The organism is uncultured Alistipes sp. (genome assembly GCF_963931675.1).
GTDB lineage: Bacteria > Bacteroidota > Bacteroidia > Bacteroidales > Rikenellaceae > Alistipes.
The window spans coordinates 1,115,915-1,139,967 of the sequence record NZ_OZ007039.1 but is presented as its reverse complement, the minus strand read 5'-3'; the positions used below and the strand labels follow the sequence as shown (position 1 = coordinate 1,139,967).

At 58.5% G+C, this 24,053-nt stretch carries 25 protein-coding genes; 8 read left to right on the top strand and 17 right to left on the bottom strand.

The window, feature by feature from the left end; translation table 11 throughout:
• Positions 1 to 9: 9 nt before the first annotated feature.
• The 5 genes from ABGT65_RS05010 (at position 10) to polA (ending at position 7,357) form a co-directional block, all read left to right on the top strand.
• Entirely contained in the window at positions 10 to 1,185 is a 1,176-nt protein-coding gene (locus ABGT65_RS05010) for a glycosidase (RefSeq protein WP_346700226.1), read from the top strand.
• Between the two features lie 28 nt (positions 1,186 to 1,213).
• On the top strand, positions 1,214 to 2,596 hold the full coding sequence (locus ABGT65_RS05005; RefSeq protein ID WP_346703057.1) for an MFS transporter: 1,383 nt from the start codon (positions 1,214 to 1,216) through the stop codon (positions 2,594 to 2,596).
• Between the two features lie 8 nt (positions 2,597 to 2,604).
• A complete protein-coding gene (locus tag ABGT65_RS05000; protein WP_346700224.1) occupies positions 2,605 to 3,810 on the top strand; it encodes an AGE family epimerase/isomerase in 1,206 nt (401 codons plus the stop codon).
• Between the two features lie 183 nt (positions 3,811 to 3,993).
• Entirely contained in the window at positions 3,994 to 4,446 is a 453-nt protein-coding gene (locus ABGT65_RS04995) for a 6-carboxytetrahydropterin synthase (RefSeq protein ID WP_346700222.1), read from the top strand.
• Between the two features lie 37 nt (positions 4,447 to 4,483).
• Positions 4,484 to 7,357: a DNA polymerase I gene (polA, locus tag ABGT65_RS04990; RefSeq protein WP_346700220.1), complete on the top strand. Its 2,874-nt coding sequence runs from the start codon at positions 4,484 to 4,486 to the stop codon at positions 7,355 to 7,357.
• Between the two features lie 171 nt (positions 7,358 to 7,528).
• On the opposite strand, the gene ABGT65_RS04985 is transcribed toward polA, so the two are convergent.
• The 8 genes from ABGT65_RS04985 to ABGT65_RS04950 all read right to left on the bottom strand — a co-directional run bounded on the left by ABGT65_RS04985 (position 7,529) and on the right by ABGT65_RS04950 (position 13,299).
• The gene (locus tag ABGT65_RS04985) at positions 7,529 to 8,155 is read right to left on the bottom strand and encodes an outer membrane beta-barrel protein (RefSeq protein WP_346700219.1); all 627 of its coding nucleotides are present in this window, start codon (positions 8,153 to 8,155) and stop codon (positions 7,529 to 7,531) included.
• A 23-nt stretch (positions 8,156 to 8,178) separates the two neighbouring features.
• Complete coding sequence (locus ABGT65_RS04980; RefSeq protein ID WP_346700217.1) at positions 8,179 to 8,820, bottom strand: DUF4136 domain-containing protein; 642 nt, start codon at positions 8,818 to 8,820, stop codon at positions 8,179 to 8,181.
• A 156-nt stretch (positions 8,821 to 8,976) separates the two neighbouring features.
• The gene (gene folE, locus ABGT65_RS04975) at positions 8,977 to 9,585 is read right to left on the bottom strand and encodes a GTP cyclohydrolase I FolE (RefSeq protein ID WP_346700215.1); all 609 of its coding nucleotides are present in this window, start codon (positions 9,583 to 9,585) and stop codon (positions 8,977 to 8,979) included.
• A gap of 21 nt (positions 9,586 to 9,606) precedes the next feature.
• Positions 9,607 to 10,593, bottom strand: a complete 987-nt coding sequence (locus ABGT65_RS04970; protein WP_346700214.1) for a Gfo/Idh/MocA family oxidoreductase — start codon at positions 10,591 to 10,593, stop codon at positions 9,607 to 9,609.
• Between the two features lie 11 nt (positions 10,594 to 10,604).
• On the bottom strand, positions 10,605 to 11,186 hold the full coding sequence (rdgB, locus tag ABGT65_RS04965) for an RdgB/HAM1 family non-canonical purine NTP pyrophosphatase (RefSeq protein WP_346700212.1): 582 nt from the start codon (positions 11,184 to 11,186) through the stop codon (positions 10,605 to 10,607).
• Between the two features lie 37 nt (positions 11,187 to 11,223).
• Positions 11,224 to 11,880 carry an ATP-binding cassette domain-containing protein gene (locus ABGT65_RS04960; RefSeq protein ID WP_346700210.1) on the bottom strand — a complete coding sequence of 219 codons (657 nt, stop codon included), beginning with the start codon at positions 11,878 to 11,880 and terminating at the stop codon, positions 11,224 to 11,226.
• Positions 11,867 to 12,454: a hypothetical protein gene (locus tag ABGT65_RS04955; RefSeq protein WP_346700208.1), complete on the bottom strand. Its 588-nt coding sequence runs from the start codon at positions 12,452 to 12,454 to the stop codon at positions 11,867 to 11,869. The genes ABGT65_RS04960 and ABGT65_RS04955 overlap by 14 nt, the downstream gene beginning before the upstream one ends.
• Before the next feature lie 5 nt (positions 12,455 to 12,459).
• A complete protein-coding gene (locus ABGT65_RS04950; protein WP_346700207.1) occupies positions 12,460 to 13,299 on the bottom strand; it encodes an HAD family hydrolase in 840 nt (279 codons plus the stop codon).
• 72 nt (positions 13,300 to 13,371) lie between these two features.
• Here ABGT65_RS04950 and ABGT65_RS04945 point away from each other — a divergent pair, with 72 nt between their 5' ends.
• The gene (locus ABGT65_RS04945; protein ID WP_346700205.1) at positions 13,372 to 13,902 is read left to right on the top strand and encodes a nitroreductase family protein; all 531 of its coding nucleotides are present in this window, start codon (positions 13,372 to 13,374) and stop codon (positions 13,900 to 13,902) included.
• Between the two features lie 123 nt (positions 13,903 to 14,025).
• Here ABGT65_RS04945 and recJ read toward each other — a convergent pair whose 3' ends face one another.
• Genes recJ through lipA form a run of 3 tightly spaced genes read right to left on the bottom strand, consistent with a single transcriptional unit; the run spans position 14,026 to position 17,434 of the window.
• A complete protein-coding gene (gene recJ, locus ABGT65_RS04940; RefSeq protein WP_346700204.1) occupies positions 14,026 to 15,792 on the bottom strand; it encodes a single-stranded-DNA-specific exonuclease RecJ in 1,767 nt (588 codons plus the stop codon).
• An 8-nt stretch (positions 15,793 to 15,800) separates the two neighbouring features.
• Entirely contained in the window at positions 15,801 to 16,550 is a 750-nt protein-coding gene (lipB, locus tag ABGT65_RS04935; protein ID WP_346700202.1) for a lipoyl(octanoyl) transferase LipB, read from the bottom strand.
• Between the two features lie 2 nt (positions 16,551 to 16,552).
• On the bottom strand, positions 16,553 to 17,434 hold the full coding sequence (lipA, locus tag ABGT65_RS04930) for a lipoyl synthase (RefSeq protein WP_346700200.1): 882 nt from the start codon (positions 17,432 to 17,434) through the stop codon (positions 16,553 to 16,555).
• 349 nt (positions 17,435 to 17,783) lie between these two features.
• Between lipA and ABGT65_RS04925 the strand changes: the two genes are divergently transcribed.
• The gene (locus ABGT65_RS04925) at positions 17,784 to 18,272 is read left to right on the top strand and encodes a hypothetical protein (RefSeq protein WP_346700198.1); all 489 of its coding nucleotides are present in this window, start codon (positions 17,784 to 17,786) and stop codon (positions 18,270 to 18,272) included.
• 412 nt (positions 18,273 to 18,684) lie between these two features.
• Here ABGT65_RS04925 and ABGT65_RS04920 read toward each other — a convergent pair whose 3' ends face one another.
• The gene (locus ABGT65_RS04920; protein WP_346700197.1) at positions 18,685 to 19,614 is read right to left on the bottom strand and encodes an AraC family transcriptional regulator; all 930 of its coding nucleotides are present in this window, start codon (positions 19,612 to 19,614) and stop codon (positions 18,685 to 18,687) included.
• A 157-nt stretch (positions 19,615 to 19,771) separates the two neighbouring features.
• Positions 19,772 to 20,776 (bottom strand): hypothetical protein, encoded by a 1,005-nt coding sequence (locus ABGT65_RS04915; RefSeq protein WP_346700195.1) that lies wholly within the window; start codon positions 20,774 to 20,776, stop codon positions 19,772 to 19,774.
• Between the two features lie 166 nt (positions 20,777 to 20,942).
• Here ABGT65_RS04915 and ABGT65_RS04910 point away from each other — a divergent pair, with 166 nt between their 5' ends.
• Positions 20,943 to 21,542 carry a ribonuclease HII gene (locus ABGT65_RS04910; protein WP_346700193.1) on the top strand — a complete coding sequence of 200 codons (600 nt, stop codon included), beginning with the start codon at positions 20,943 to 20,945 and terminating at the stop codon, positions 21,540 to 21,542.
• 93 nt (positions 21,543 to 21,635) lie between these two features.
• Here ABGT65_RS04910 and ABGT65_RS04905 read toward each other — a convergent pair whose 3' ends face one another.
• Genes ABGT65_RS04905 through ABGT65_RS04890 form a run of 4 tightly spaced genes read right to left on the bottom strand, consistent with a single transcriptional unit; the run spans position 21,636 to position 23,946 of the window.
• The gene (locus tag ABGT65_RS04905) at positions 21,636 to 22,109 is read right to left on the bottom strand and encodes a biopolymer transporter ExbD (RefSeq protein ID WP_346703056.1); all 474 of its coding nucleotides are present in this window, start codon (positions 22,107 to 22,109) and stop codon (positions 21,636 to 21,638) included.
• A 16-nt stretch (positions 22,110 to 22,125) separates the two neighbouring features.
• Complete coding sequence (locus tag ABGT65_RS04900; protein ID WP_346700191.1) at positions 22,126 to 22,731, bottom strand: biopolymer transporter ExbD; 606 nt, start codon at positions 22,729 to 22,731, stop codon at positions 22,126 to 22,128.
• Positions 22,732 to 22,745: 14 nt separating this feature from the next.
• Positions 22,746 to 23,165: a hypothetical protein gene (locus tag ABGT65_RS04895; RefSeq protein WP_346700189.1), complete on the bottom strand. Its 420-nt coding sequence runs from the start codon at positions 23,163 to 23,165 to the stop codon at positions 22,746 to 22,748.
• A 28-nt stretch (positions 23,166 to 23,193) separates the two neighbouring features.
• Positions 23,194 to 23,946, bottom strand: coding sequence for a MotA/TolQ/ExbB proton channel family protein (locus ABGT65_RS04890; protein WP_346700188.1), 753 nt, complete (start codon positions 23,944 to 23,946; stop codon positions 23,194 to 23,196).
• Positions 23,947 to 24,053: the final 107 nt, after the last annotated feature.

The following is a 24,053-nucleotide window of genomic DNA, read 5'->3' as shown; positions in this document are numbered from 1 at the left end:
TATATACCCATGGACAATTACCAAGAGAGAATCGCCGCGTTGTATCGCAGACACGAGGCGTTGTTGAGAGAGCCCAATGCTCCGCAGGATGGCGGCAACGGTATTTTCCGGCGTTACAGGAATCCGGTTTTGACCGCAGCGCATGTCCCGTTGACCTGGCGGTATGATTTTTCGCAGGAGCGGAATCCGTTTTTGCAGGAGCGGATCGGCGTGAATGCCGTCCTCAACGCGGGTGCTATTCTGTTCAACGGTCTTTATACGCTGGTTGCCCGCGTGGAGGGTGCGGACCGCAAGTCCTACTTCGCCGTGGCGCAGAGCGAAAACGGAATCGACAACTTCCGGTTCTGGGACCGTCCGATTCAACTCGACGAATCGGATGAGGAGGCTGTCAATGTGTACGACATGCGCCTCACGGTACATGAGGACGGATGGATCTACGGTGTCTTCTGCGTCGAGCGGAAAGATCCGAACGCACAGCCGGGAGATCTCTCTTCAGCGGTTGCTTCGGCCGGTATTGCCCGTACGCACGATCTGGTCAACTGGGAGCGACTCCCGGATCTGCGCTGCAAGAGCCAGCAGCGCAATGTGGTGCTTCATCCGGAGTTCGTCGACGGGAAGTATGCGTTCTATACGCGGCCTCAGAACGGCTTCATTGAGACCGGACAGGGCGGAATCGGCTGGTCGCTGGTCGATGACATCACCCAAGCCGAGGTCTGCGACGAGAAGATCATCAATTTCCGCTATTACCATACGATCAAGGAGCTAAAGAACGGTGAGGGTCCGCATCCGATCAAGACACCGAAAGGGTGGCTGCATCTGGCCCATGGCGTTCGGGGCTGTGCCGCGGGGTTGCGCTATGTGCTCTATCTCTATCTGACGGATTTGGAGCGTCCGTGGAGGCTGATTGCCGAACCGGCGGGTTATTTCATGGCCCCTGAGGGGGAGGAGCGGGTCGGAGATGTCTCCAACGTCCTCTTCTCGAACGGATGGATTGTCGCGCCGGATGGTACGGTTTACATCTACTATGCGTCGAGCGACACGCGTATGCACGTGGCCGTATCGAGTGTGGATCGTCTGCTGGACTACTGTCTGAACACGCCGGCCGACGGCCTGAGAACGGGGCTGTCGGTTCGGACGATCAACGAACTGATCGACCGGAACATCGTTTCGGGATACCCGAGATAACCGTGAAACCCGCATGAAAGAGTCTGCGATGATCAAGTTCCGGGAAAAGATTGCCTATGGGTTCGGGGACATGTCTTCTTCCATGTTCTGGAAGATCATAGGCATGTACATGTTGTTCTTCTATACGGATGTTTTTGGGCTGGCTCCGGCTGCCGTCGGCACGATGTTCCTGCTGACGCGGATCTGGGATGCGGTCAACGACCCGATCATGGGAATGATTGCTGATCGGACCCATACGCGCTGGGGGCGTTTTCGGCCTTACCTGTTGTGGGGCGCGGTTCCCTTTGCGGTGATCGGTGTGCTGGCCTTCTCCACGCCGGACCTCACGCCGGGGTGGAAACTAGTCTACGCCTATGCGACCTACACGCTGCTCATGATGGTCTACACCATGGTCAACGTTCCGTATGCCTCGTTGCTGGGTGTGATCTCGTCGGATCCCGTGGAGCGCAACATCCTCTCCTCCTACCGGATGTTTTTCGCCTATCTGGGCAGTTTCATTGCGGTGGGGTTGGCCGAGCCGCTGGTGGGTCTCTTCTCCGATCTGGGAGGGGGTGATTCGGAGGCCAACGGGTGGCAGTATACGATGATGGTTTTCGGGGCGGTCTGTGCCGGACTTTTCGTGCTCTGCTTCAAGTGGACCCGGGAGCGGGTTACGCTTTGCGCGCCGAAGAACACCTCGGTCGGAAAGGACTTCCGGGATCTGTTGGTGAACCGCCCCTGGTGGATCCTGCTGGGGGCGGGAATTGCGGCGCTGATCTTCAACTCGATTCGGGACGGCGCCACGATCTACTACTTCAAGTATTATGTGCTGGATGACGGTATTTCGGGCTTCGGCGACGGCTTGTTCTCGCTCTCGGCGCTCTACCTGATGTTGGGGCAGTTGTCCAACATGGTGGGAGTGGTCCTGGCCTCGCCTCTGTCCAATCGTTTTGGCAAGAGAACCACCTATATGGGAGCGATGGTCGTGGCTTGTGTCCTGAGTCTGATATTCTACGTCTTTTCGCCCGATCAGCTGCTTGGGATTTTTCTCTTCCAGGCTCTGATCAGTATCTGTGCCGGATGTATCTTCCCGCTTATGTGGTCGATGTACGCCGATATTGCGGACTTCTCGGAGTGGAAGACCGGACGGCGTGCTACGGGATTGATTTTCTCATCCTCCTCGATGTCTCAGAAGCTGGGCTGGACACTCGGCGGAGCCGTGACGGGCTGGCTGCTCGGTTATTACGGTTTCCAGGCCAATGCGGCGCAGAGCGAGGATGCGATCCGCGGCATTCGGATGATGTTGAGCTATCTGCCGGCCGTCGGGGCTTTCCTTTCCGTGGTGCTGATCTGGCTCTACCCGCTGAGCGAACGGCGGGTTCAGATCATCTCACGCAAATTGCAACAACAGCGTAACGAATTACAGCATTGATACAGATGATGGAATCCTTGAAAAGTTTGATCCCGGAGTTGACTGATACGCTGAGAAACGACATTCTTCCCTTCTGGATCGGGTTGGAAGACCGGGCCCGGGGCGGTTTTTTTGGACGTGTGGATGGGACGGGCGTGTTGCATCCCGATGCCCCGAAGGGGGTTGTCATGCACGCCCGGATTTTGTGGACCTTTTCGGTAGCTTGCCGTCTTTTCGGGGATCCGGCCTATCAGGCGGCAGCTGAGGCAGCCAAGGCAAGCCTGCTCGGGAACTTCTGCGACCAGGAGTATGGCGGGGTTTACTGGACGATTTCCGCCGACGGCCGGCCGCTGGAGACGAAGAAGCAGTTTTACGGCTTGAGTTTCGCCATCTACGGCTTGAGTGAATACTATCGGGCTACGGGGGACCGGGAGGCTTTGGATGCTGCCGTCCGACTATATGGGGAGATCGAACACCATGCCTTCGACCCACAGTATGATGGTTATTTCGAGGCGTCGGACCGGACTTGGAACCTGTTGGACGACATGCGCCTGAGCGACAAAGATGCTAACGAAAAGAAGACGATGAATACCCATCTGCATATCCTGGAGTCCTATACGAACCTCTACCGGGTTTGGCCGGATCCGGATTTGCGGCGGCAGCTTGCGAACCTGCTCCGGCTCTTCCTACGGCGGTTGCTCTCTCCGTTCACGAACCATCTGGGGCTCTTTTTCGGCGAGCGCTGGGAGGATCGCAGTGAGGGAATCTATTCGTACGGTCATGATATCGAGGCTTCGTGGCTTTTGTTCGAGGCGGCGGAGGTGATTGGGGATCCGGTATTGATGCAGGAGGTATTGTCGCGGACTGCGGCTTTGGGTCGTGCGGCCCTGGAGGGCTATATGTCGGACGGAAGTATGGCCTACGAGGGCAATGCGGATGGGATCATCGACCGGGAGCGTCACTGGTGGGTTCAGGCCGAAACGATGGTCGGGTTATACTACCTATTGGCCTTCCACGGCGAGGAGCGGGCTGCAGCCATGCTGCTCGATACGTGGAATTATATCAAAAACCACCTAATCGACCGTGAATCGGGCGAATGGTTCTGGAGTATTCGCGCCGACGGAGGGGTGAATCTCGACGACGACAAGGCCGGGATCTGGAAATGCCCCTATCATAACGGGCGGATGTGTCTGGAGTTGCTAAAACGTCTGGGAGGAGTTCCCGAACGGAAATAGATGGCTTTGGCCATTTTCAGAAAGGCGTCCTCCGCTGTGGGGGACGCTTTTTTTGGAATGATTCGTGTCGGGAGGGCGGTTTTGTTTTCGATTTCCATTATCTTTGTGAAATGCAGGATGCGGTTCGGCAAAGGGTGAGGCTGGCTTTCCTGTTTTGCACGTCCGCTCCATGATCTTGATAATATGGCAGTAATCAGATTGACCAAGGAATTTTCGTTCGAGGCGGCGCATGCCCTCGACGGTTATGACGGCCCGTGCCGCGAGATTCACGGGCACTCCTACCGGCTTTTCGTGACGGTGAAGGGCTCCCCGCTCCAGGACCCGGAGAACCCCAAATACGGTATGGTGATGGATTTCGGCGTCTTGAAACGCATCGTAAACGAGGAGATCGTTTCGCGCTTCGACCATGCCCTGGTCCTGAAGCGCCCGGAGCCCGGGTCGGAGTTTTTCAGGGTCTTGTCGGCCCGTTTCGGGAATGTCGTGACGGTGGATTACCAGCCGACGTGCGAGAACATGCTGGGGGACTTTGCCGCACGGATCGCTGCGCGGTTGCCCGAGGGTGTGACGCTCCATTCGCTGCGGCTCCACGAGACCGCTACGTCGTTCGCCGAATGGTTCGCCGAAGACAATGCCTGACCCCTCCCCTTTCGACAAAACGACGCAATACACAGCTATGAAAAAACTCTTTCTGGTCGACGCCTATGCGTTGATATTCAAGTATTACTATGCCTTTCTGGGGCGTCCCATGCGCAACCGGACGGGGATGAACACCTCGGTGGTGTTCGGCTTCGTGAAGTTCCTGCGCGACATCCAGAAGCGCGAACGCCCCGATCTGCTGGGGGTTGCCTTCGATCCCCCGGGCGGGAGTTTCCGGCGGGAGATTTTTCCGGAGTACAAGGCCAATCGCACGGAGACGCCCGAAGATATTCTGCTGTCGGTTCCCTACGTGAAACGGGTGCTGGAGGCGATGTGCATCCCGATCCTCGAAGTCGAGGGTTATGAGGCCGACGACGTGATCGGCACCCTTTCGCAAAAGGGCGCCGAGGCGGGTTACGACGTCTATATGGTGACGCCCGACAAGGATTACGGACAGTTGGTTCGCGACCGCTGCCGCATCTACAAGCAGCGGGGAGCCGACGGGAGTATCGAGATCGTGGGGCGCGAGGAGATCCGTGAGAAGTACGGCATCGACGATCCGCAGCTGGTGCGGGATATTCTGGCCCTGTGGGGGGATGCTTCGGACAACATTCCGGGCGTCCCGGGGATCGGCGAGAAGAGTGCCTGCAAACTGGTCCGCGAATGGGGTACGGTGGAGAATATCCTGGCGAATGTCGACCGTATCCCCGGAAAACAGGGCGGGAAGATCGCTGCCTGGGCCGACAACCTGCGGCTGGCCAAACGGCTGACGACCATCTGCCTCGACGTTCCGATCGAATTGCGCGAAGAGGATCTGACGGTCTGCGAACCGCATCTCGATGATTTGCGGGCGCTCTTTGCGGAGCTCGATTTCAAGGCGTTCCTGAACGATTTGGCCAATCTGGCTCCTCCCGAACCGGTCTCGGACGGCCCCCGTCAGGAGGCGCAGACCCAGTTGGCGGAGATGGCGCGGGCCAAGTCAGCCGCGGCAAAGAAGGCGGCGTTGGCCGGACAGGGAAACCTCTTCGGTGAGCCCGTGGTTCCGATGGCGGCGGCGCCGGTTCCGGCGGCCGACCTGCAGGCTGAAGCCGAGGCGATGCAGTTCGAGACGGCGCAGACCACGCCCCACGAATATACGCTCGTGGAGAGTGCCGACCATCTGCGGGAGGTGATTGCCGCGGTGGGCCGTTACGAGGAGTTCTGCTTCGATACCGAGACGACGGGACTCGACGTCTTCAACGACCGGATCGTGGGCCTTTCGCTGGCCGTGGAGCCCTTCAAGGCGTGGTACGTGCCCTTCAGGGAGGAGACCGCACGTGAATATGCGGAGATCATCCGCCCGCTGTTCGAGAACGAACGCATCGCCAAGATCGGCCAAAACATCAAGTTCGACCTGATGGTGCTGCGGCAGTTGGGCGTTGAGGTCCGGGGCCGCTTCTACGATACGATGATCCTCCACTACCTGCTGGATCCCGAATCGCGCCACAACATGAACATCCTGGCCGAAAAGTACCTGAACTACCGGCCGATCGAGATCGAGACGCTGATCGGCAAGGGTGCCAAGCAGCTGACGATGGACCTGGTGAACGTCGAGCGCGTGAAGGAGTACGCCGCGGAGGATGCCGACGTCACGCTCCGGCTCAAGCGGGTGCTCTTCCCGCTGGTCGAGCAGATCGGACTGCAGCACCTCTATTTCGAGGTCGAGGCGCCGATGATCACCGTGCTGGCCGACATCGAGATGGCAGGTGTGCGGATCGACACGGAGGCGCTGGCCACCTATGCCGTGGAGCTGAACCGCAAGCTGGCGGAACTGGAGGCTGCGGTGCGGGCCGAGGCCGGGGAGCCGAATCTGAACATCAACTCGACACGGCAGCTGGGCGAGGTGCTTTTTGCGAAGATGCGCATTGCCGAGAAGCCCAAGATGACGAAAACCAAACAGTTCTGTACCGACGAGGAGTACCTTCAGTCGTTTGCGCACAAACACCGGATCGTCGACCTGATCCTCGAATACCGCGGGGTGAAGAAACTCTTGTCGACCTATGTCGAGGCGCTGCCGCAACTGGTCAACCGCCGCACGGGACGGATCCATACGTCGTTCAACCAGGCGGTGACGGCCACCGGGCGCCTTTCGTCGACGAACCCCAACCTGCAGAACATTCCCGTGCGCGAGGAGATGGGCCGCCGCATCCGCAAGGCCTTCATTCCGTCGGACGACGACCATCTGCTCTTGTCGGCGGATTACAGCCAGGTGGAGTTGCGGCTGATGGCCCACCTTTCGGGCGACGAGTCGCTGATCGCGGCCTTCGAGCATGGGGAGGATGTCCACGCCTCGACGGCGGCGCGGCTCTTCAACAAACCGATTTCGGAGGTGACACCCGAGGAGCGGCGGCGGGCCAAGACGGCCAATTTCGGCATTATCTACGGCATTTCGGCCTTCGGGCTGAGCCAGCGGCTGGAGATCCCGCGCAAGGAGGCCCGGGAGATCATCGACGGCTATTTCGCTTCCTATCCCAGGGTCAAGGAGTACATGGACCGCGTGGTGGAGCGGGCCAGGGAGGAGGGCTTTGTCTCGACGATTTTCGGGCGGCGGCGCTACCTCAACGACATCAATTCGCACAATGCCGTGGCGCGCGGCTTGGCCGAGCGCAACGCCGTGAATGCTCCGATCCAGGGTTCGGCGGCCGACATCATGAAGATCGCCATGATCGACGTCCACCGCCGTTTTGCGGCCGAAGGGATCCGCTCGCGGGTGATCCTGCAGGTGCACGACGAACTGGTGGTCGACATGCTGCGAGAGGAGCAGGAGCAGGTCGTGCGGATCGTCACCGAGAGCATGGAGTCGGCCGCGAAACTGAAGGTGCGGCTCATAGCCGATGCCGGGGTGGGCCGCAACTGGCTTGAAGCGCATTGAGTGAAACCGGGGACGCCCGCCGGAGAGGGGCGCCCTGCCGTTGAAGGGGAGGGGCTCCGGGAGAGGCGGAAGTCCGGTCTCTGTTCGGGAAGGGATGTCGGAAAACCGGTTTCCGGAAAAAGCCGGACCTTGTTGCAAGGTCCGGCTTTTCGTTGCGGCCCGGCGCGAGCGTCAGAACGAGATGCCGACGCGGATGCCGAAGTTGTTGATGTTGTTGATTTTGTAAACCAGCACTTCGCCGCTGTTGGTGGCGTAGCTGTAGTAGAGAGCCACATGGAATCCCAGCCGGTAGTCGGGGCGCGGGAAGATCGACACGCCGATTTCCGGCGACATATAGAATCCCCAGGTCTCGGAGTATTGTCTGACGACGTAGTAATAGGAGGACATCTCGGCGTAGCAGGCTCCTATCTTCATGCCGACATAGGGTTGGAAGAGGCTGTCGGTAAGCCAGTTGTATCGGCTCGTGACACCGAACGGCAGTTGGAACAGGGCGTGTTTCTGATTGGTGGTCATGGCGGCGCCGTCCCCCAGGTCGAGGGTCTGGCGGTCGATGTCCTGCAGGTTGGTCTGGTAGGAGATGAAGGGCCCCACGGTGATGGCCGGTGAGACGAAGTATCCGCCTTCGAAGTTCATGCCCCAACCCGATGTTTTGTCGGCGAAGTCGTCTCCGAGGGGCACAGCCATCTGCCAATCGATATTGATGTAGGTGTTGGGGAAGACCTGCGCTTTGCCCGGCAGCGTGGTGGCCAGCATGACGACGCAGAATGCAAGGGTTTTGAAGTATTTCGATGTTTTCATGATCGGACAGATTTTGCGTTAAACTATTTTTCCAGATAGGGCGACTGTGCGAAAGCCTGCTCCACGCCCTCGACGGTGCGCTGGAGGTTGAGTTCGGCATCGGAGGTCAGCAGGCCGCCGATGAAGGTGTCCCAGATGACGGGGAGTTTCTTGCCGCTCTCCTGGTCGGCCTGGAGGTCGAGCATCTCCACGAGCAGCGAGCCTGCGGTGTAGGCGTAATAGACGCTGTAGGGATAGTGCCATCCGATCCAGTTGCCCCAGTACCCGGGAGCCCAGTAGTAGGGATAGTACCACCACCAGTAGGGGTTGTCATAGCCGACGAAATAGGTTTCCTGCCGCACGTAGCTGAGCTGGAGCCCTACGTTGGCCGCGGTTTTGTCGTCGGAGCGCGTGTAGCCTGCATCGTTCATGCCGCCCGCTATGGCGCCGATGATCGTCAGGGCATCCTCATCCTTCCAGTATTCGGTCTGATCGCTGTTTCCGATCACCAGGATGCTGTCCGGGAGGTAGTAGGTTGCGATTGCCGAGAAGTCGGTCCCGGAATCGTGGGCGGTGTAGACCAGATAATCCCTGTGGAGATCCGACGTCGAGGGGTCTTTCTGGCACGAGCAGAACGCGGCTGCAACGAGCGCGAACGCAATGTAACGGAGTTGTTTGACGTTCATGATGTTTTGATTTTTGGTTTGCTGTCTCCTCTCGTGTCTCAAATTTCGTTCCCTGTTCGGGTGGTTTGCGGCGTCCGGGTCCGAACGGGACATGAAAAAACCGGAAATCCCCAACAAGGGATTTCCGGTTGCAGGAAAGGGCCTGGAATTCGGGCTTTACCGATACTTGTGCGAGATGAGGGTCATGAACTCCTCGCGGGTGCGGTGATCCGAGAGGAAGACGCCCGTAAAGGCCGATGTGGTGGTGGCGGACTGCTGTTTCTCGATGCCGCGCATCTGCATGCACATGTGGCTGGCCTCGATCACCACGGCGACACCCATGGGGCTGAGGGCCTCCTGGATGCAGTTGCGGATCTGGACCGTCAGCCGCTCCTGAACCTGCAGCCGCCGGGCGAAACACTCCACCACGCGGGCGATCTTCGACAACCCGGTGATGTATCCGTTGGGGATGTAGGCGACGTGCGCCTTGCCGTAGAAGGGCAGCATGTGGTGCTCGCACATCGAGTAGAGCTCGATGTCCTTGACCAGCACCATCTGCTTGTACTCCTCGCGGAACGTTGCCGAGCGGATGATTTCGAGCGGGTTTTCGTCGTACCCTTTCGTGAGGAACGACATCGCCTTGGCGACCCGTTCGGGGGTTCTCAGCAATCCTTCGCGCGAGGGGTCTTCGCCCAGCAGGCGCAGAATCTCCGTATAGTGTCCTTTGAGGGCTTCGACCGTTGCGGGGTCGAACCGCTCCTCCTTGTCGTAGTTTTTCGTCTCCATAGCGGGGGCAAAGATAGCGATTTATTCCTTCATGATTTCATCCATGACCCGCGAAGTCCGGGCGGCCGATATGCCGGTCGAAGGGCAGCGTCCCTCACCGCGGAGTTCGGCGACGATCGAAGCGATCATCGGGCCCTGAATATGTTTCGGAGGTTCGATGGCGAAGCGCTCCGTACCTTCGGGAGCCGACAGTTCGACGGGCGTAAAGGCGAAGGTGCTGAAGCGGATCGAGCCCCGGCTGCCGACGATGAGGACCGAATCTTCGGTCTCTTCGGGCGGTGCGACGAAACTCCAGAGTCCTTTCCCGACGACGCCCGAGCGGAACCGGAGTGCGGCCGAGACCGTATCGGCCACCTCGTACAGCCCTCCGAGGTTGCTCTTCACCCCTTGGGCCTCCGAGATCTCCCCGAGCAGGAAGTCGAGGATGTCGAGCGTGTGCGGAGCCATGTCGTAGAAGTAGCCGTCACCGCCCACCTCGCGGCGCAGGCGCCACGGCAGCCGGGCCGGATCGCGGTCTTCGGGGCCTGCCGGACGCAGGTAACGGACCTCGACCTGCTGCGGGGTCCCGATCCTCCCCTCCTCCAGCAGATCCCGGACTTTCCGGAAATAGGGCAGCGACCGCCGGTAATAGGCCACGAAGAGTTTCTGTCTGCAGCGTTCCGCCGCGGCGAGCATCTCCCGGCACTCGGCATGGTTCATCGCCATGGGCTTCTCGACATAGACGGGTTTCCCGGCCTCCAGGGCGCGGATCGTCAGCTCCTTGTGCGAGGCGTGCGGCGTGGCGACGTAGACGATGTCGACCTCGGGATCGGCGATCAGCGCCCCGGCATCGGTGTAGAAGCGGGCGACGCCGTGGCGGCGTGCGAAATCGGCGGCCTTCTCCGCGTCGCGCCGCATGACGGCCACGAGTGCCGAGTGCTCCGTGAGGTACATCGGCGGACCGCTCTTGCGTTCGCAGACGTCACCGCACCCCAGAATCCCCCATCGGATGATCTCTTTCGGTTTCATTCCGGCCACTTCTATTTTTCGTGTGCGTGGAGGTATTCGGCCAGTTTGCGTACAGCGCGTCCGCGGTGTGAGATAGCGTTTTTCTCCGCGGCGCTCATTTCGGCAAAGGTGCGTTCGCAACCGTCGGGGACGAACAGCGGATCGAACCCGAATCCTTCGTGTCCGGTTTCATGGTCTATGATGCGTCCCTCGACTACCCCTTCGAAGAGGTGTTCCTCACCGTTGAGGATCAATGCAATGACTGTGCGGAAGCGGGCCCGGCGGTTCCCGACGCCCTGGAGATTCTTCAGCAGCAGGCGGTTGTTGGCCGCAAAGTCGTGTCCGTCGGTGGCGTAGCGGGCCGAGTGCACGCCGGGGGCCCCGCCCAGCGCCTCGACTTCGAGCCCGGTGTCGTCGGCGAAGCAGTCCAGACCGGTACGGTCATGGAGGTAGTGAGCCTTCTGCGAGGCATTTCCTTCGAGGGTCTCCTGCTCTTCGGGAATCTCTTCGGTGACGCCGCATTCGCGGGGCGTCACAAGCGTGTAACCATCGCCCAGCACGGCCTGTACCTCGCTGAGCTTGTGGGCATTGTTGGTGGCGAAAAGAATTTTCATGATCGTTTTCCGTACGCGGATTTTACTGCGAAGATACTCAATTTTTCGGGATTTCCGAGCCGGAATCCGGAATCCCGGCCACACGCCCCAGTTCGTAGTGTTCGTAACGGGCGAGGACACGGCCTCCGCCCAGCAGGTAGAGGTCGTCGCAAACCCCTTCGAGGGGTGTGATCTTCCCGGAGGCGAGCAGCACGGTCCGCCCTTCGGTTCCGAGGTGGAGGAGGAGCTGTTGCATGACGAAGAGCCGTTCGGGCTCCAACTCCCGGAAGGGTTCGTCGAGCAGCAGGATGCGTTTGCCGCGCATCAGCGTAAGGATGATGCCGAGGTGTTTGCGTTCCCGGGACGGCAGGGCCCGGGCCTCCGCGTCGAGCGGTACGGGGAAGCGGCGGATCAGCGCTTCGGGATACTCCGTCCGGTCGTTGTACCGCACCAGTCCGATGCAGTCGCGGGCCGTGAGCCCGGGCCAGAAGTGCGGGTCGGCCTCTAAGAACGCCATTTCGCGCCGTTGCAGTGGATGTCCGGATTCGGATACCGAACCCGTTTCGGGCGTTACGAGCCCGCAGACGGTCCGCAGCAGGAGACTCCTCCCCTCGCCGGTGATTCCGTGGACGGCATTTCCGGGCAGGTGCATCGTCACGCCGTCGAGCAGGATCCGCCTGCCTTCGCGGACCCGGAGTGAATCAATCGTAATCATGGAGGTAGCGGTTGAGGTTTCGTTCGGCCCGCAGGGCGTAGCTGACCGTGAGGATGAGGCTCAGGGGCAGCAATACGGGGAAGAGGAATCCAGCGCTTCCGAAACGTGCGGCCAGGGGCTGCCGGCGGGGTTTTTCGGGGGCGTAGTGTGCGTATTTCGCCACAACGGCGTAGAGCAGGGCCAGGGCTGCCAGCGGGACCCAGGCGGCGGCGATCCAGGCCGTGCGGGGGTGTGCGAGGATGGCCAGCAGGGTGAAGGGCAGCGTCAGCAGGAAGTAGTTCCTCCAGGCGGTAAGGACCTTGCGGACGAGGAGCCGGCCGGCACTCAGTCCCGGGAGCCGCAGCAGTTCCAGGGGTTCGTCGTCGAGGTAAAAGGCGCCGCAGGCCACGGCCGCGACATAGAGACCCGGGAATCCCGCGACGGGCAGCAGGGTGCAGAGGGTCAGCAACCCCACGGTGATCCACAGGGCTGCGGGGTGACGCCTGAGTCCGGCGGTCCACTCGGGGGATCCTCCGAGCCGTTCGGGGCGGATCCAGCGTCGGGCATAGATTCTTTTTCCGGGAGTGGATGTCATGGTGTTCAGCGGACGACTTCGAGTTTTTCCAACCGGTCGTCGAGGTCGATCTTGTCGATGATGGTCTTCACGAGGATGTCCATCTCCGAGCCTTCGGAGTAGTCGGCCGGGCAGACATGGCTCACGCGGTTGTCGTGGATAAGCGACGCCAACTCTTTCCGCGCGCCCTTCTGGGCGGGGTTGTAGACGGCGATGGAGTGGCCTCCGGAACTCTTCACCAGCCGCATGCAGGGGATGTCGGTGGTTCCGTCGCCGACGTAGATCATGCGGCGGAAAGGCACGGGACGCTCGTTTTCGGGGATATAGCGGTTTACGAGTTTCGAGTCGAAGACCGATTCGACACCCTTGTTGATCTTGAAGATGAACTGCGTCTTGTTGGTGTAGTTGACCGCCACGGCGGGCCAGTAGGCGATTCCGTCGACGTCGTAGAGGAACGAGCAGGCGTAGATCTTGCGGAATTCGTGGGCGATCTCCGTTCCTTCGATGATCTCCTTGAGGCCCGAGGAGTTGATGTAGTGGAGGATGCGGATTTCGCGCTCCTCGCCGTAACGGTTTATCCTCGAAAACCACTCCCGGACGCCGTTGAAGAGCGTGACGCGGCGGCCGGACTCCTGGAAGGCTTCGCGGCGCAGCGACAGCCCCTTGGATTTCGCCTCCTGGATCATCCGGGCCATGTAGGTGAGGACCATGTCTGCATCCTGCTCTTCGGCCAGCGTGTTGGCTTCGGTCCAGAACTCCTTGTTGCTTTTTCCGACGGCCGGGATGAAGTCGTACTCCTGCATGTTCCCCGGTGCGAGTGTACCGTCGAAATCGTAGATCAGGGCTATGGTGAAACGGTAATCCATGGTGTTCGGAAATTTTGGATTTTCAAAGATAATGTTTTTTCCCTATTTTTGTATGCAAGAAACGTGACGATTATGGAATTCAAGGAATTGATAGCCAAACGACGTTCGATCCGCAAGTTTACGGATCGGACGGTGCCCCGCGAGGTCGTGGACCGTCTGCTCGCGGAGGCCCTGACGGCCCCTTCGGCCCGCAATACGCGCACGACCCGTTTTCTGGTGGTCGACGATCCGGCTCTCGTGGCACGCATGGCCGACATGCGCGATTACGGATCGGGATTTTTGAAGAATGCCCCGCTGGCAATCGTCATCCTGGGTGATACGACGGCGAGTGACCTGTGGCGGGAGAATGCCGCGATTTCGGCCACCGTGCTCCAACTGGCCTGCGTCGACGAGGGGCTCGCCTCCTGCTGGGTGCACATCCACGGCCGTCCGCGCCGCAAGGAGGATCCCGCGGGTGAGAAGGCGGCCGATTACCTGCGTGGTTTCCTGCCGATTCCCGCGGAATGCGAGCCGCTCTGCGCCATTGCGATCGGTTATTCGGACTTCACCCCCGCCCCGCTGCCGCCCTGCGACGACGAGGCGCGTATCGTCCGGCTGCCGTAGCCGGCCCTGTCCGCCGGTTCACTCTTGTCGGAAAATCGGAAAAAGGATGCCGCCTTGCAGCGGCATCCTTTTTTTCGGAATCGGCTCCCGGCCCCTCAAAATCCGGCCCCCAAATCCGGGTTCTCAACGGTTGTGCACCGGTTTGATATCCTTCACGCGCAACTGCGTGGAGACCGTGCCGCGGTAGTGGTTCTCGACGATCTGGTAGCAGACGTCGATCGGCTTTCCGGCCCGCACCCATTCGTAGTGCGTTGGCTGCTGGAAAGCGATGGCCTGGAGTTTCGTGTTGGGTTTCTGCCGCTGCATGAGGTCCATGCGGAGGTGTTCGCTCTCCATGCCGACGAGCCGGGCCTCCCCGTGGTTGCTCACGCCGTAGGTCACGAAGACCGGGGCCGTATTCCCGGGCCCGAAGGGCTGGAAGCGGTTCAGGTCCTTGCGGAAGGCCGGGGTGATGTCGGAGAAGAGCAGTTCGCTGTCGATGTCGACCTGCGGGATGAGCATCTGCGGGTCGATGTTCTCCTCCACGAAGGCGTTGAAACGCCGCGTGAACTCCTCGACATTCTCCGGTCGCATCGTCAGACCGGCGGCATACATGTGCCCTCCGAAGTTTTCCAACAGGTCCGAGCACGACTCGACGGCCTGGTAGAGGTCGAATCCCGGCACCGAACGTGCCGATCCCGTGACGAAGCCGTTGCTCATCGTCAGCACCACCGTCGGCCGGTAGTAGGTCTCGATCAGCCGCGAGGCCACGATCCCGACGATTCCCTTCATCCAGCGCGGGTTGTAGATCACCGTGCTTTTCAGGGCTTTCAGTTCGGGGTTCTGTTCGATGTATTCGTGAGCCTCCTGCGTGACGTGGCGGTCGATCGACTTGCGGTCCTGGTTGTAGGAGTCGATGACGTTTCCGAACTCCGCGGCGACGCTCTCGTTGCCTTCAATCAGGAGCTCCACGGCGGCGTGACCGCCCGAAGGCGAGGCATTTTCGTCGTTTTCATCCATCCGCATCCGCCCGGCGGCGTTGATTCGCGGACCGATCTTGAAGACGATGTCGTCGATGGTGATGTTGTGTTTGTCCAGCCCGCAGATCTTGATGATCGACAGCAGCCCCTTCGAGGGTTCTCGGTTGAGGTTCTTCAGCCCGAAATAGGCCAGGATGCGGTTCTCGCCCGTCAGGGGCACGATGTCCGAAGCGATCGATACGACGAGCAGGTCGAGCAGATCGAGGATCTGTTCGAACGGGATCCGGTTCTTCTGGGCATAGGCCTGCACGAGTTTGAAACCCACGCCGCAACCCGAGAGTTCGTCGAACGGATAGGAGCAGTCGACCCGTTTGGGGTCGAGAACGGCTACGGCCTGAGGGATCTCCTCGGCCGGGAGGTGATGGTCGCAGATGATGAAATCCACGCCTTTCGTCTTTGCATAGAGCACCTTTTCGGTGGCTTTGATACCGCAGTCGAGGGCGATGATCAGCCCCACGCCCTTGCGGGCCGCGAGGTCGATACCCTTGACCGAAATCCCGTACCCTTCGGTGTAGCGGTCGGGGATGTAGAACATCAGGTTTTTGTGCCCGATCTGGCGGAGGAACTTGTAAACCAGCGCCACGGCCGTACAGCCGTCGACGTCGTAGTCGCCGTAGACCATGATCTTCTCATGGTTTGCGACGGCCCGTTCGACCCGTTCGACCGCGCGGTCCATATCCTTCATCAGGAAGGGGTCGTGCAGATCGGCGAGGCTCGGTTTAAAGAACTTGTCAGCCTTTTCTACGGTGTCTATGCCTCTTTGTACGAGCAGATTGGCCAGCACGGGCGAGATCCGCAGAGCGGCAGCCAACGAAGCTACCGTCGCGGGGTCGCCCTGGGGCTTCACTACCCAGCGTTTTTCTATGGGCATACGAATTGTTATTTATATATTTCAACATTTAATTTCTCACTTAAAAATTTTACAACCAGTTTTTTGACCTCCTCCATGGGGACCTTGCGTCCGGTTTCGGAGAGGATCGATGCCACGCCGCGGTCGGTGAATCCGCAGGGGTTGATGCGCGAGAACCACCCGAGGTCGGTCGTGACGTTCAGGGCGAACCCGTGCATGGTAACATAACGCGACGAACGCACGCCTATTGCGCAGATTTTGCGCGGACGGCGGCTTTCGGGTTCGATCCAGACGCCCGAAGCGCCGGGGATGCGGCCTGCGGTGATGCCGTATTGGGCGACGGTTCGGATGACGGCCTCCTCCAGTGCGTCGATGTAGTCGCGCAATCCGATTCCGATGCGTTCGAGGTCGAGGATCGGATAGCAGACCAACTGTCCGGGACCATGGAAGGTGATGTCTCCGCCGCGGTCGATGTGAAAGAACCGTGCGCCTGCAGCTTCGAGGGCTTCGCGGCTGACGAGCAGGTTTTCGGCGTGCCCGCTCTTTCCGAGGGTGTAGACCGGCGGATGCTCGACCAGCAGCACCGTTCCTGCGACGTCTGCGGCAGGATCCGTTTCGGTTTCGGGGGCTCCGGCCGGGTTCGGGCCGCCACTCTCGGAGCGGGGATCGGTCGGTGCGCACCTCCGCTTGCTGGCCAGGAGGGCATCGAAGAGTTCCTGCTGGAGTTTCCAGCAGGTTTCGTACTCCATGGTTCCGAGATCCCGGCAGAGGGCTTTCATCGCTACAAACTCTTTACGCTACGCAGGGCTTCTTCGGCCATGTACGACGAGCGGACCAGCGGGGCGCTCGCGCAGTAGCTGAAACCCATTTCCAGCGCTTGAAGTCTGTACCATTCGAATTTTTCGGGAGTGATATACGCCGCAACGGGGTAGTGCTCCAGAGTCGGCCGAAGGTACTGACCAAGCGTTACGATCCTGACGCCCGCTTCGCGCAGGTCGTGCAGGGTCTGTAAAACTTCACCATCTTCTTCGCCGAGTCCGACCATCAGTCCGCTTTTCGTCACGACGCCCCGGCTGCTGAGGTAGCGCAGGGTCTCCAGACTCGTCCGGTACCTGGCCCGGGACCGGACCAGAGGGGTCAGTCGCTCGACGGTTTCGATGTTGTGCCCGATAATATCGGGCTTCGACGCGATGACCGTATCCAGCAGGTCGGGTTTTGCGTCGAGATCGGGAATAAGGAGCTCAATTACGGCGTCTGGGTTCTGAGCCCGGATGGCCTCCACGGTTGCGGCCCAATGGGCGGCACCTCCGTCTGGGAGGTCGTCGCGGGTCACGGAAGTGACGACGACATACCTGAGTTTCATCAGCGAGACGCTTTCGGCGACCTGGCGGGGTTCCTCGGGATCGGGTGGCAGAGGATGTCCCGTTTTTGTAGCGCAGAAGCGGCAGCCGCGGGTGCAGATGTCTCCCAGGATCATGAAGGTTGCGGTCCTTCGGCTCCAGCATTCGGCCTGGTTGGGGCATCGGCCGCTGCTGCAAATCGTGTGCAGGTTGTGTTTTTCGACGATTTGCCGCACTTCGGCCCATTCGCCTGTGCGGTGGAGTCGGATCTTCAACCATCCGGGTTTTTTGAGAACATCTACCTTGTCATGAAACTTCGGCATTTAAGTTCATTATTTTCCAATTGATGCAAAAATAGGAAAAATAATTGAGATTTCCCAATGATTGCGCCGTTCCCGGTGGGAATATCCCCTCGAAAAAGCCCTCCGAATTTTTGGAGGGAGCCTTTTTTTGATCTATCTTTGCAGCGGTATACCCTTTTTGTCGGGGTTTCGCCCTTTTTGCGACGCTTCACGTTATGTGATTTATTTCAAGCATCTTTCATAGGCACCCGCAGGTTGTGCATTCGAAAATTCCGGTCTTTGCCGACCGTGTTCGGGGACTTTCCATGCTCTGACGCGACGGCTTGCGGCCGGGAGTTTTCGAAGTGTCGTTTTTTGAAATTTTGTGCCTGTGAAAAATCCACGATTGCGCTTGTGCGCCTGTCATCTTGTTGCGCGCATACGGGGTGAACGCCTCTTTTTTGCGCCCGATCTGCGACGCGAACTCGTTGCGGAGTTGCTGCGTGATGTTGCCCGGGGCTCCGGCGGTGAGGAATCCGAATCCGGTTTCGGCTTCGGAAAATCCCGATGCGGGGTCGAAGCCGACCGGCAGGCTTTTGCCTGGAGTGTGTCTCTCGAACGCCTCGGGGCGTTTTACCTCCGGAACGGTTTCGGGACAGCCGCATTCCGGGCTTTTCGGGCTGCGGCTTTGGCGGCCCTTTCGGGTGAGGAGTACGATCACGGGGAGGAGTCGCTTCCGGCGCGGTTTCTCCGGATCCGGTTTTATTGTCTGCTCGACCGCCTCGGGAGTTGCCTGGCTGCGGAGCCGCGGCTTCGGGCATTTGCGGCCGATCCGGAGCTTGTTTCCGAAGCCCGGCGACTCGGGGGCCGATACCTCTGAATCCCGGGTCTGAATCCTCTCTGTCTTGAGCTTGCCTTACCGTTGGGGCCGGAATTTCGCTCAGCCCGAACCGGCTCCCGCCTCCCGTTCCGAGCCTGAACCAGCCCCGTCTCCTTTCTCTGCGGGGCTTCAGGCCTTTCCCTTTTCCGGCCCTGAACCTTGTCTCCTCCCATCCCTTTTTTTGCCACCTCTCCGGGCAAAAAGAAGCGACCCGATACCAACGGTATCGGGTCGCTCTGGTTAGGTTAGTTAGGTCAATGAGAGTGGGAGAACCCCACGTTTAATATACAAAAATAATCCGAATTTGAGGAAAAACCAAATATTTTCTAATATTTTTCTTAATCCGGGAACTTTAATTGGACAGATTGTAATTAAAAAATTTTTAATTTATTGCGATTTTGTAAGTTTTTGATTAAAGGATGTGCTGCAATGCCTCTTCTTCCGCGGCCTCTCCCAGCGGGGCCTGCGCCTCGGAGGGAAGGGCTGTAAGGTGTCGGTGGCGGTAGGTTGCCGGGGTCATCTGGTACTCCTTCTTGAAGAGTTTGATGAAGTGCGACGTGTTGGGAAAGGTGCATTCATTGCCGATTTCGGAGATGGATTTCGACGTCGAAATGAGCAGCAGGCGCGAATGCATCAGCCGCTGCCGGATGTACCACTTGTGTGGCGGCATCTGGAAATGGCGGCGGAACTCTTTCTTGAAAGAGGTCAGCGAACGGTTGGTGAGTTTGGCGAGCTCCTCGATCGAAATGTCCTTGAAGATATGGTCGTAGACGGTCTGTTCGAAATTCTCCCTGGCGCTGTCGACATTGCTCAGCAGTTTGCTTTTGATGCAGCAGTCTTCGTGTGAGGCGATCAGATAGATCAATTCGGTCATCTTGATATTCTCGGCCGTTTCGTCGTGTCGGAACTCCTCGTCGCGCAGGTAGTTGTTCGTATTGATGAAAAAGTTGCGCAGGGCGTTCCAGGCGGGCATGTGGACCTGGCTGCGGTTCCGGCAGTTTTCGCACGAATGTTCGTTCGAAATGTTCAGTCCGTAGGTGATGTTCAGGTGCATGAGGATGCGCTGGAGGTCTTCGGGCGTATAGTAGAAGAGCACCTGTTCGAAGGGTTGGCCGCCTTCGGGGCAGTTTTCGATGTAGTGGTGACCGATTCCGAGGTAGAAGACGTCTCCGCGGGTGAGGGTCTGGCGTTTGTCTCCGTCGTAGATGTACTTGGTTCCGCGGAGGATGTAGCCGATGGCGTACCGGGACAGGACCTGGGTTCGGATTCCGTTGTGAAGCGACTCTACGTACTTCACGATCATCGGTTGTTGAACCGACGACGAATTCATTGAATTCTTCATGTTAATTGTATATTAGGTTTTTTGGAACAAAGCGTTGCGTCACTTTTGTTCGTTTTCAAATATACAATTAAAACTTTCCAATCTACTATATTGAATAGCATATTTGGACATAAATAGTAAAATATGACTATTTATGTTATGATTTAGACTAAATATGTTATTGTAATATAACGATTGCGACCGTCGCGGTGAGCAACAGGATGTAGACGGTCAACGACAGGGTCCGGTGAATCCGGACGAAAAGGAAGGGCAGGAGAACGGCGGAGGGGATGGCTGTGAGTTGAGTGATGGCGGGATTCGCCGCGGGGTTGCAGGCTGCCGGAATATTCAGGAGCAGCAGACAGGTGAAGAAGATGAAGATGGCTCGTGATCTGGTTCCCACGGCGTAGATGTCCGAGAGGAAATAGAAGAGGGCTGTCAGATCGAGCAGGAGGATCCCGCCGAGCAGGAAGAGTTCCCGGCCGGGGATTGCGAGGACTGTCGCAAGGGGGGCGCCGGTTGTAATGAGCCCGTATCCCCGGAGGAGCGGGTCGATGAAATCACCTCCGGCGCCCCAGTTGAGATAGCAGAACGTGAGGATCGGGAGGAGGAGTCCGGCGATTGCGACGACGGTTTCGCGCAGGGTCCGCCGGAAGAGAGCGACGGCCAGTGGCAGGATCAGCACGAACGGCAGGGCTGCCGGGACAATGAGCATCAGGATTCCGAGGTAGAGCGAGGCTCGGAACAAGGCGTCGAATCCGTATCCGTTGCAGAACGAACGGGCGTAGTTCCTGGAGGCGAGGGCCAGGAGTGTTGCGGCCGTGAGTGTGGTCAGGAAACTCTCTTTGTCGAGCAGGCCCGCGGTGATTGCGCCGTAGAGCGGAATGGCCAGGCAGGTTCCGACGGAGTAGAGGTTGTAACGTACTGTCAGGCGTCCGAGGCTCATGCCGACGAAGAGGATCAGGAACCCTCCGATCCAACGTGACCATCCGGGGCAGGCTGCCTGGAATCGGGCAAGCAGTTCCGCGGGGGTTGATAGGGCCAGCTCTCCGCCAGTCGGGGACGGATTCCCGACGGGGAGATCTCCGGCGGGCGATCCGGCGCTCCACATCGCAAAGGCCGCAAGTGCGACAAGCGTCAGGAAAGCCGGGACAAGGGTTTGCCGTGCGATGTTGAACTTCATGGCCGGAATCTTTTTTTCGAAGGCAAAATTAACGAAAAAGCGGAATATTGCCTAACTTTGTCATAATCGTTTGTCGGCCTTGGCGGAGCTTTTCTCCGGAGAGGTTCCGCGGGTGAGGTGCGAAATGCCGATGGCGTCGGCTTCTTGTTTTTGCGATTGGAATGCCATGTTGGAGAATCAGTATCAATACGAACTGTTGGAAGCCGGTTGCGATGAGGCCGGTCGGGGATGTCTGGCCGGTCCGGTCTTTGCGGCTGCGGTGATTCTCCCGCGGGATTTTCACGATCCGTTGCTGAACGATTCGAAGCAGATGACCGAGCGGAACCGCGACAAACTCCGGTCAATCATCGAACGGGAGGCGCTTGCCTGGGCCGTGGAGGCGGTTTCGGCGGCCCGGATCGACGAAATCAACATTCTGAATGCGTCGTTCGAGGGGATGTCGCTGGCGGCGGCGCGGCTCGATCCGGCTCCGGAATTTCTGGCGATCGACGGCAACCGGTTCCGGACGCGGTTGGAGATTCCGTGGAAGTGCATTGTCAAGGGGGACGGGAAGTATGCGGATATTGCTGCGGCGTCGGTGCTTGCCAAGACGCACCGGGATGAGTATATGCGCCGTCTGGCCGAGGCGTATCCGCAATACGGTTGGTTGAAGAACAAGGGCTATCCCACGCGGGAGCATCGGCTGGCGATTCGCAAGTACGGGTTGACTCCCCATCATCGGCTGACGTTCAATCACGAGATCGACCAGTTGGAGTTTCCTTTTTGATCCCTTTTCGTTCCGGGGCTTTTGCCCCCCCCTCTCTTGAATAAAAAAGCAGACCTCGAAAGAGGTCTGCTTTTCAGAATATCCTTCGGGCTGTTACTGGAACTGGTATCCCAGCGATTTCGAAGCCGCATAGGAGATCTTCAGCGCGTTAGCACGCCGGAGTTCCTGCTTGACATCGGTCACGATACCCATCTTCGTAGCCTGGTCGGCCTTGAGGCAGATGGTCATCGAGGCACGGTCCGCTTCGCTGAGCTTGTCGCGTTCTGCAGCGACGAAGTCCAGGATGTCCCGGGTGGATTTGTAGGAGTCGTTCAACTGGATGCGGGGCGCGGTACCGAACTTGGCCTGCATCGACAGGGAGGGGGGACCGATGTGGATGTAGCTGACGAGAGATTTCTTCTCCAGCTTCTGGATTTCGGTAGCCTCCGGGAGCTTGTATCTTACGAGCAGTTCCTGATCACGCATGGTCGTGGAGACCATGAAGAAGAAGAGGATCATGAAGATCACGTCAGGAAGCGAAGCGGTCGAGATAGCGGGGACTTCTTTTTTGTCTCCCGTCTTTTTCATTACTGCCATGGCTTACTTACCTTTTAATATTACGTGGTTCTGCTTCCGAAATCTTCAAGGGCACAGCTTTTGCTACCGCATTGCGCTCGTCCTCGGTGAGTTCGCTATATTTGGATCCGAACTTGCGGATAGCGACCTCATCGCGCACCTCGTTGAAGGCGCGGGTGAGTTCGTTCTGCACCATGATATAGGACTGATAGTTCGTATCGCGGGTTGTTTGCAACGAGATCACGCCTTCGCTGACGGGAAATACCCATTTGCCGCCGTTGGCAAGCTCGATCTCCTTGTCGATCCGCTCGGGCAGATTGGGGTCGTCCATCGGGTTCACGATGAACTCCTTGGCCCGCTCCTTGAGCTGGCTGAGGACGATGGGCTCCTGTTTGCCGGATGCTCCCGCCATGATGTCGCCTCGCCCGTTGATGAATACGAGGAAGAGGTTGCGCTCCTTCACCTTGATCTCCTCCTGCTGTTGGTCCTCAGGAGGCATCGGGGGAAGCACGCGCGCGATACCCGCATCGGTATTCATGGTCGTGGCGACCAGGAAGAAAATGAGCAGCAGGAAGGCGATGTCGGCTTGGGAGTCAGCTCTTACTTCCGGTGTTTTTCTTGCGTTTCTTGCCATAACCGCTCATTTTATTATTTAAGTGCTCCCCAGATTTCGGTAACTACGGTCGTTACGATTGCAGCAACTATGGCTACGTACGTCACCAGGATGCTGGTTTCAGTCAGCACGGTTGCACCACGGTCGAATACACTGTTGTTTGCGAGGTCGGGAATTTGAACCGAGTGGCTGGCGGAAATAAAGTATGCTATGCCGACTATGGCGACTATCAGCACAAAGGACAATAAGGTTCCCTTGATGCCTGCCGGGTTCTGGGTCATTCCGAAGACGGCGCAGAAGAGAGCGGCAGCGATGGCGGCTACGATGAGGACGTAGCACCATATGAGGTTTACGCTGATCGCGGCTTCCGAGCCCCCGGTGGCGATCGCGTAGACCAGAAGGACCACGGTGATTACCATCAGAACTCCCAGCAATATGTTCATTATTTTTTTCATGATTGCTAAAGACTTTTACAGAGTTCGATTATTTCTTGTTGTAAGCCGTCAGGATATCCATCAGGGTGATGGAGGAATCCTCCATTGTGTTGACGAGGGAGTCGATCTTCGAAACGATGTAGTTGTAGCACAGCTGAAGAATAACCGCAGCGATAAGACCCATGAGGGTCGTCAGAAGGGCGACCTTGATACCGCCTGCAACGAGCGTCGGGCTGATATCGCCGGCAGCCTGGATGGCGTCGAATGCGTCGACCATACCGACGACGGTACCCATAAATCCGAGCATCGGGCTGAGGGCGATGAACAGGCCGATCCATGTCAGTCCCGACTCCATCTGGCCGGTCTGTACGGATCCGTAGGAAACGACGGCTTTTTCAACCGAGTCGAGACCCTGGTCGTAGCGGTCGAGGCCCTGATAGTAGATCGAAGCGATCGGGCCACGGGTGTTGCGGCAAATCTCTTTGGCAGCCTCGATGCCGCCATTTTGCAGGGTCTCTTCGACCTTGGCGATGAATTTCTTCGAGTTGATCGTCGAGAGCGACAGGTAAAGGATACGTTCGATGGCTACAGCCAAACCGAGTACGAGGAATACCAAAATCGGAAGCATCCATTGCCAACCGCCTTCGAGGAACTTTTGCATCATGACGTGGTGCAGGCTGTCACCAGCCATTTGGGTTTCGGCGACAACCGTTTCGGCTGCGGCTGCGGCATCCTGCGCAAAAGCACTAACGGTACCCAGTACGGAAAGGGCAACCGACGAAATCAAAAAGAGTTTTTTCATAGTTGTGTTGGATAAAATTGAATTTGATTAGTTGATTTTATTTGTAGTTGATTTTTTTTTGAGGTTTTCCTGGGTGCTTTCGGTCTTTTTCAAGTTTTTTCGGTTTT

Bases quoted from the DNA above. Each gene is read 5' to 3' on its own strand.
- ABGT65_RS04980 (WP_346700217.1), bottom strand. From the start codon at position 8,820: ATGAACGTCAAACAACTCCGTTACATTGCGTTCGCGCTCGTTGCAGCC.
- ABGT65_RS04950 (WP_346700207.1), bottom strand. From the start codon at position 13,299: ATGGATTACCGTTTCACCATAGCCCTGATCTACGATTTCGACGGTACA.
- polA (WP_346700220.1), top strand. From the start codon at position 4,484: ATGAAAAAACTCTTTCTGGTCGACGCCTATGCGTTGATATTCAAGTAT.
- ABGT65_RS04985 (WP_346700219.1), bottom strand. From the start codon at position 8,155: ATGAAAACATCGAAATACTTCAAAACCCTTGCATTCTGCGTCGTCATG.
- ABGT65_RS05005 (WP_346703057.1), top strand. From the start codon at position 1,214: ATGATCAAGTTCCGGGAAAAGATTGCCTATGGGTTCGGGGACATGTCT.
- rdgB (WP_346700212.1), bottom strand. From the start codon at position 11,186: ATGAAAATTCTTTTCGCCACCAACAATGCCCACAAGCTCAGCGAGGTA.
- ABGT65_RS04895 (WP_346700189.1), bottom strand. From the start codon at position 23,165: ATGAAAAAAATAATGAACATATTGCTGGGAGTTCTGATGGTAATCACC.
- ABGT65_RS04905 (WP_346703056.1), bottom strand. From the start codon at position 22,109: ATGAAAAAGACGGGAGACAAAAAAGAAGTCCCCGCTATCTCGACCGCT.
- ABGT65_RS04970 (WP_346700214.1), bottom strand. From the start codon at position 10,593: ATGAAACCGAAAGAGATCATCCGATGGGGGATTCTGGGGTGCGGTGAC.
- ABGT65_RS04945 (WP_346700205.1), top strand. From the start codon at position 13,372: ATGGAATTCAAGGAATTGATAGCCAAACGACGTTCGATCCGCAAGTTT.
- ABGT65_RS05000 (WP_346700224.1), top strand. From the start codon at position 2,605: ATGGAATCCTTGAAAAGTTTGATCCCGGAGTTGACTGATACGCTGAGA.
- ABGT65_RS04890 (WP_346700188.1), bottom strand. From the start codon at position 23,946: ATGAAAAAACTCTTTTTGATTTCGTCGGTTGCCCTTTCCGTACTGGGT.
- ABGT65_RS04955 (WP_346700208.1), bottom strand. From the start codon at position 12,454: ATGACATCCACTCCCGGAAAAAGAATCTATGCCCGACGCTGGATCCGC.
- ABGT65_RS04920 (WP_346700197.1), bottom strand. From the start codon at position 19,614: ATGAAGAATTCAATGAATTCGTCGTCGGTTCAACAACCGATGATCGTG.
- folE (WP_346700215.1), bottom strand. From the start codon at position 9,585: ATGGAGACGAAAAACTACGACAAGGAGGAGCGGTTCGACCCCGCAACG.
- ABGT65_RS04910 (WP_346700193.1), top strand. From the start codon at position 20,943: ATGTTGGAGAATCAGTATCAATACGAACTGTTGGAAGCCGGTTGCGAT.
- lipA (WP_346700200.1), bottom strand. From the start codon at position 17,434: ATGCCGAAGTTTCATGACAAGGTAGATGTTCTCAAAAAACCCGGATGG.
- ABGT65_RS04915 (WP_346700195.1), bottom strand. From the start codon at position 20,776: ATGAAGTTCAACATCGCACGGCAAACCCTTGTCCCGGCTTTCCTGACG.
- ABGT65_RS05010 (WP_346700226.1), top strand. From the start codon at position 10: ATGGACAATTACCAAGAGAGAATCGCCGCGTTGTATCGCAGACACGAG.
- lipB (WP_346700202.1), bottom strand. From the start codon at position 16,550: ATGAAAGCCCTCTGCCGGGATCTCGGAACCATGGAGTACGAAACCTGC.
- ABGT65_RS04995 (WP_346700222.1), top strand. From the start codon at position 3,994: ATGGCAGTAATCAGATTGACCAAGGAATTTTCGTTCGAGGCGGCGCAT.
- ABGT65_RS04960 (WP_346700210.1), bottom strand. From the start codon at position 11,880: ATGATTACGATTGATTCACTCCGGGTCCGCGAAGGCAGGCGGATCCTG.
- ABGT65_RS04900 (WP_346700191.1), bottom strand. From the start codon at position 22,731: ATGGCAAGAAACGCAAGAAAAACACCGGAAGTAAGAGCTGACTCCCAA.
- recJ (WP_346700204.1), bottom strand. From the start codon at position 15,792: ATGCCCATAGAAAAACGCTGGGTAGTGAAGCCCCAGGGCGACCCCGCG.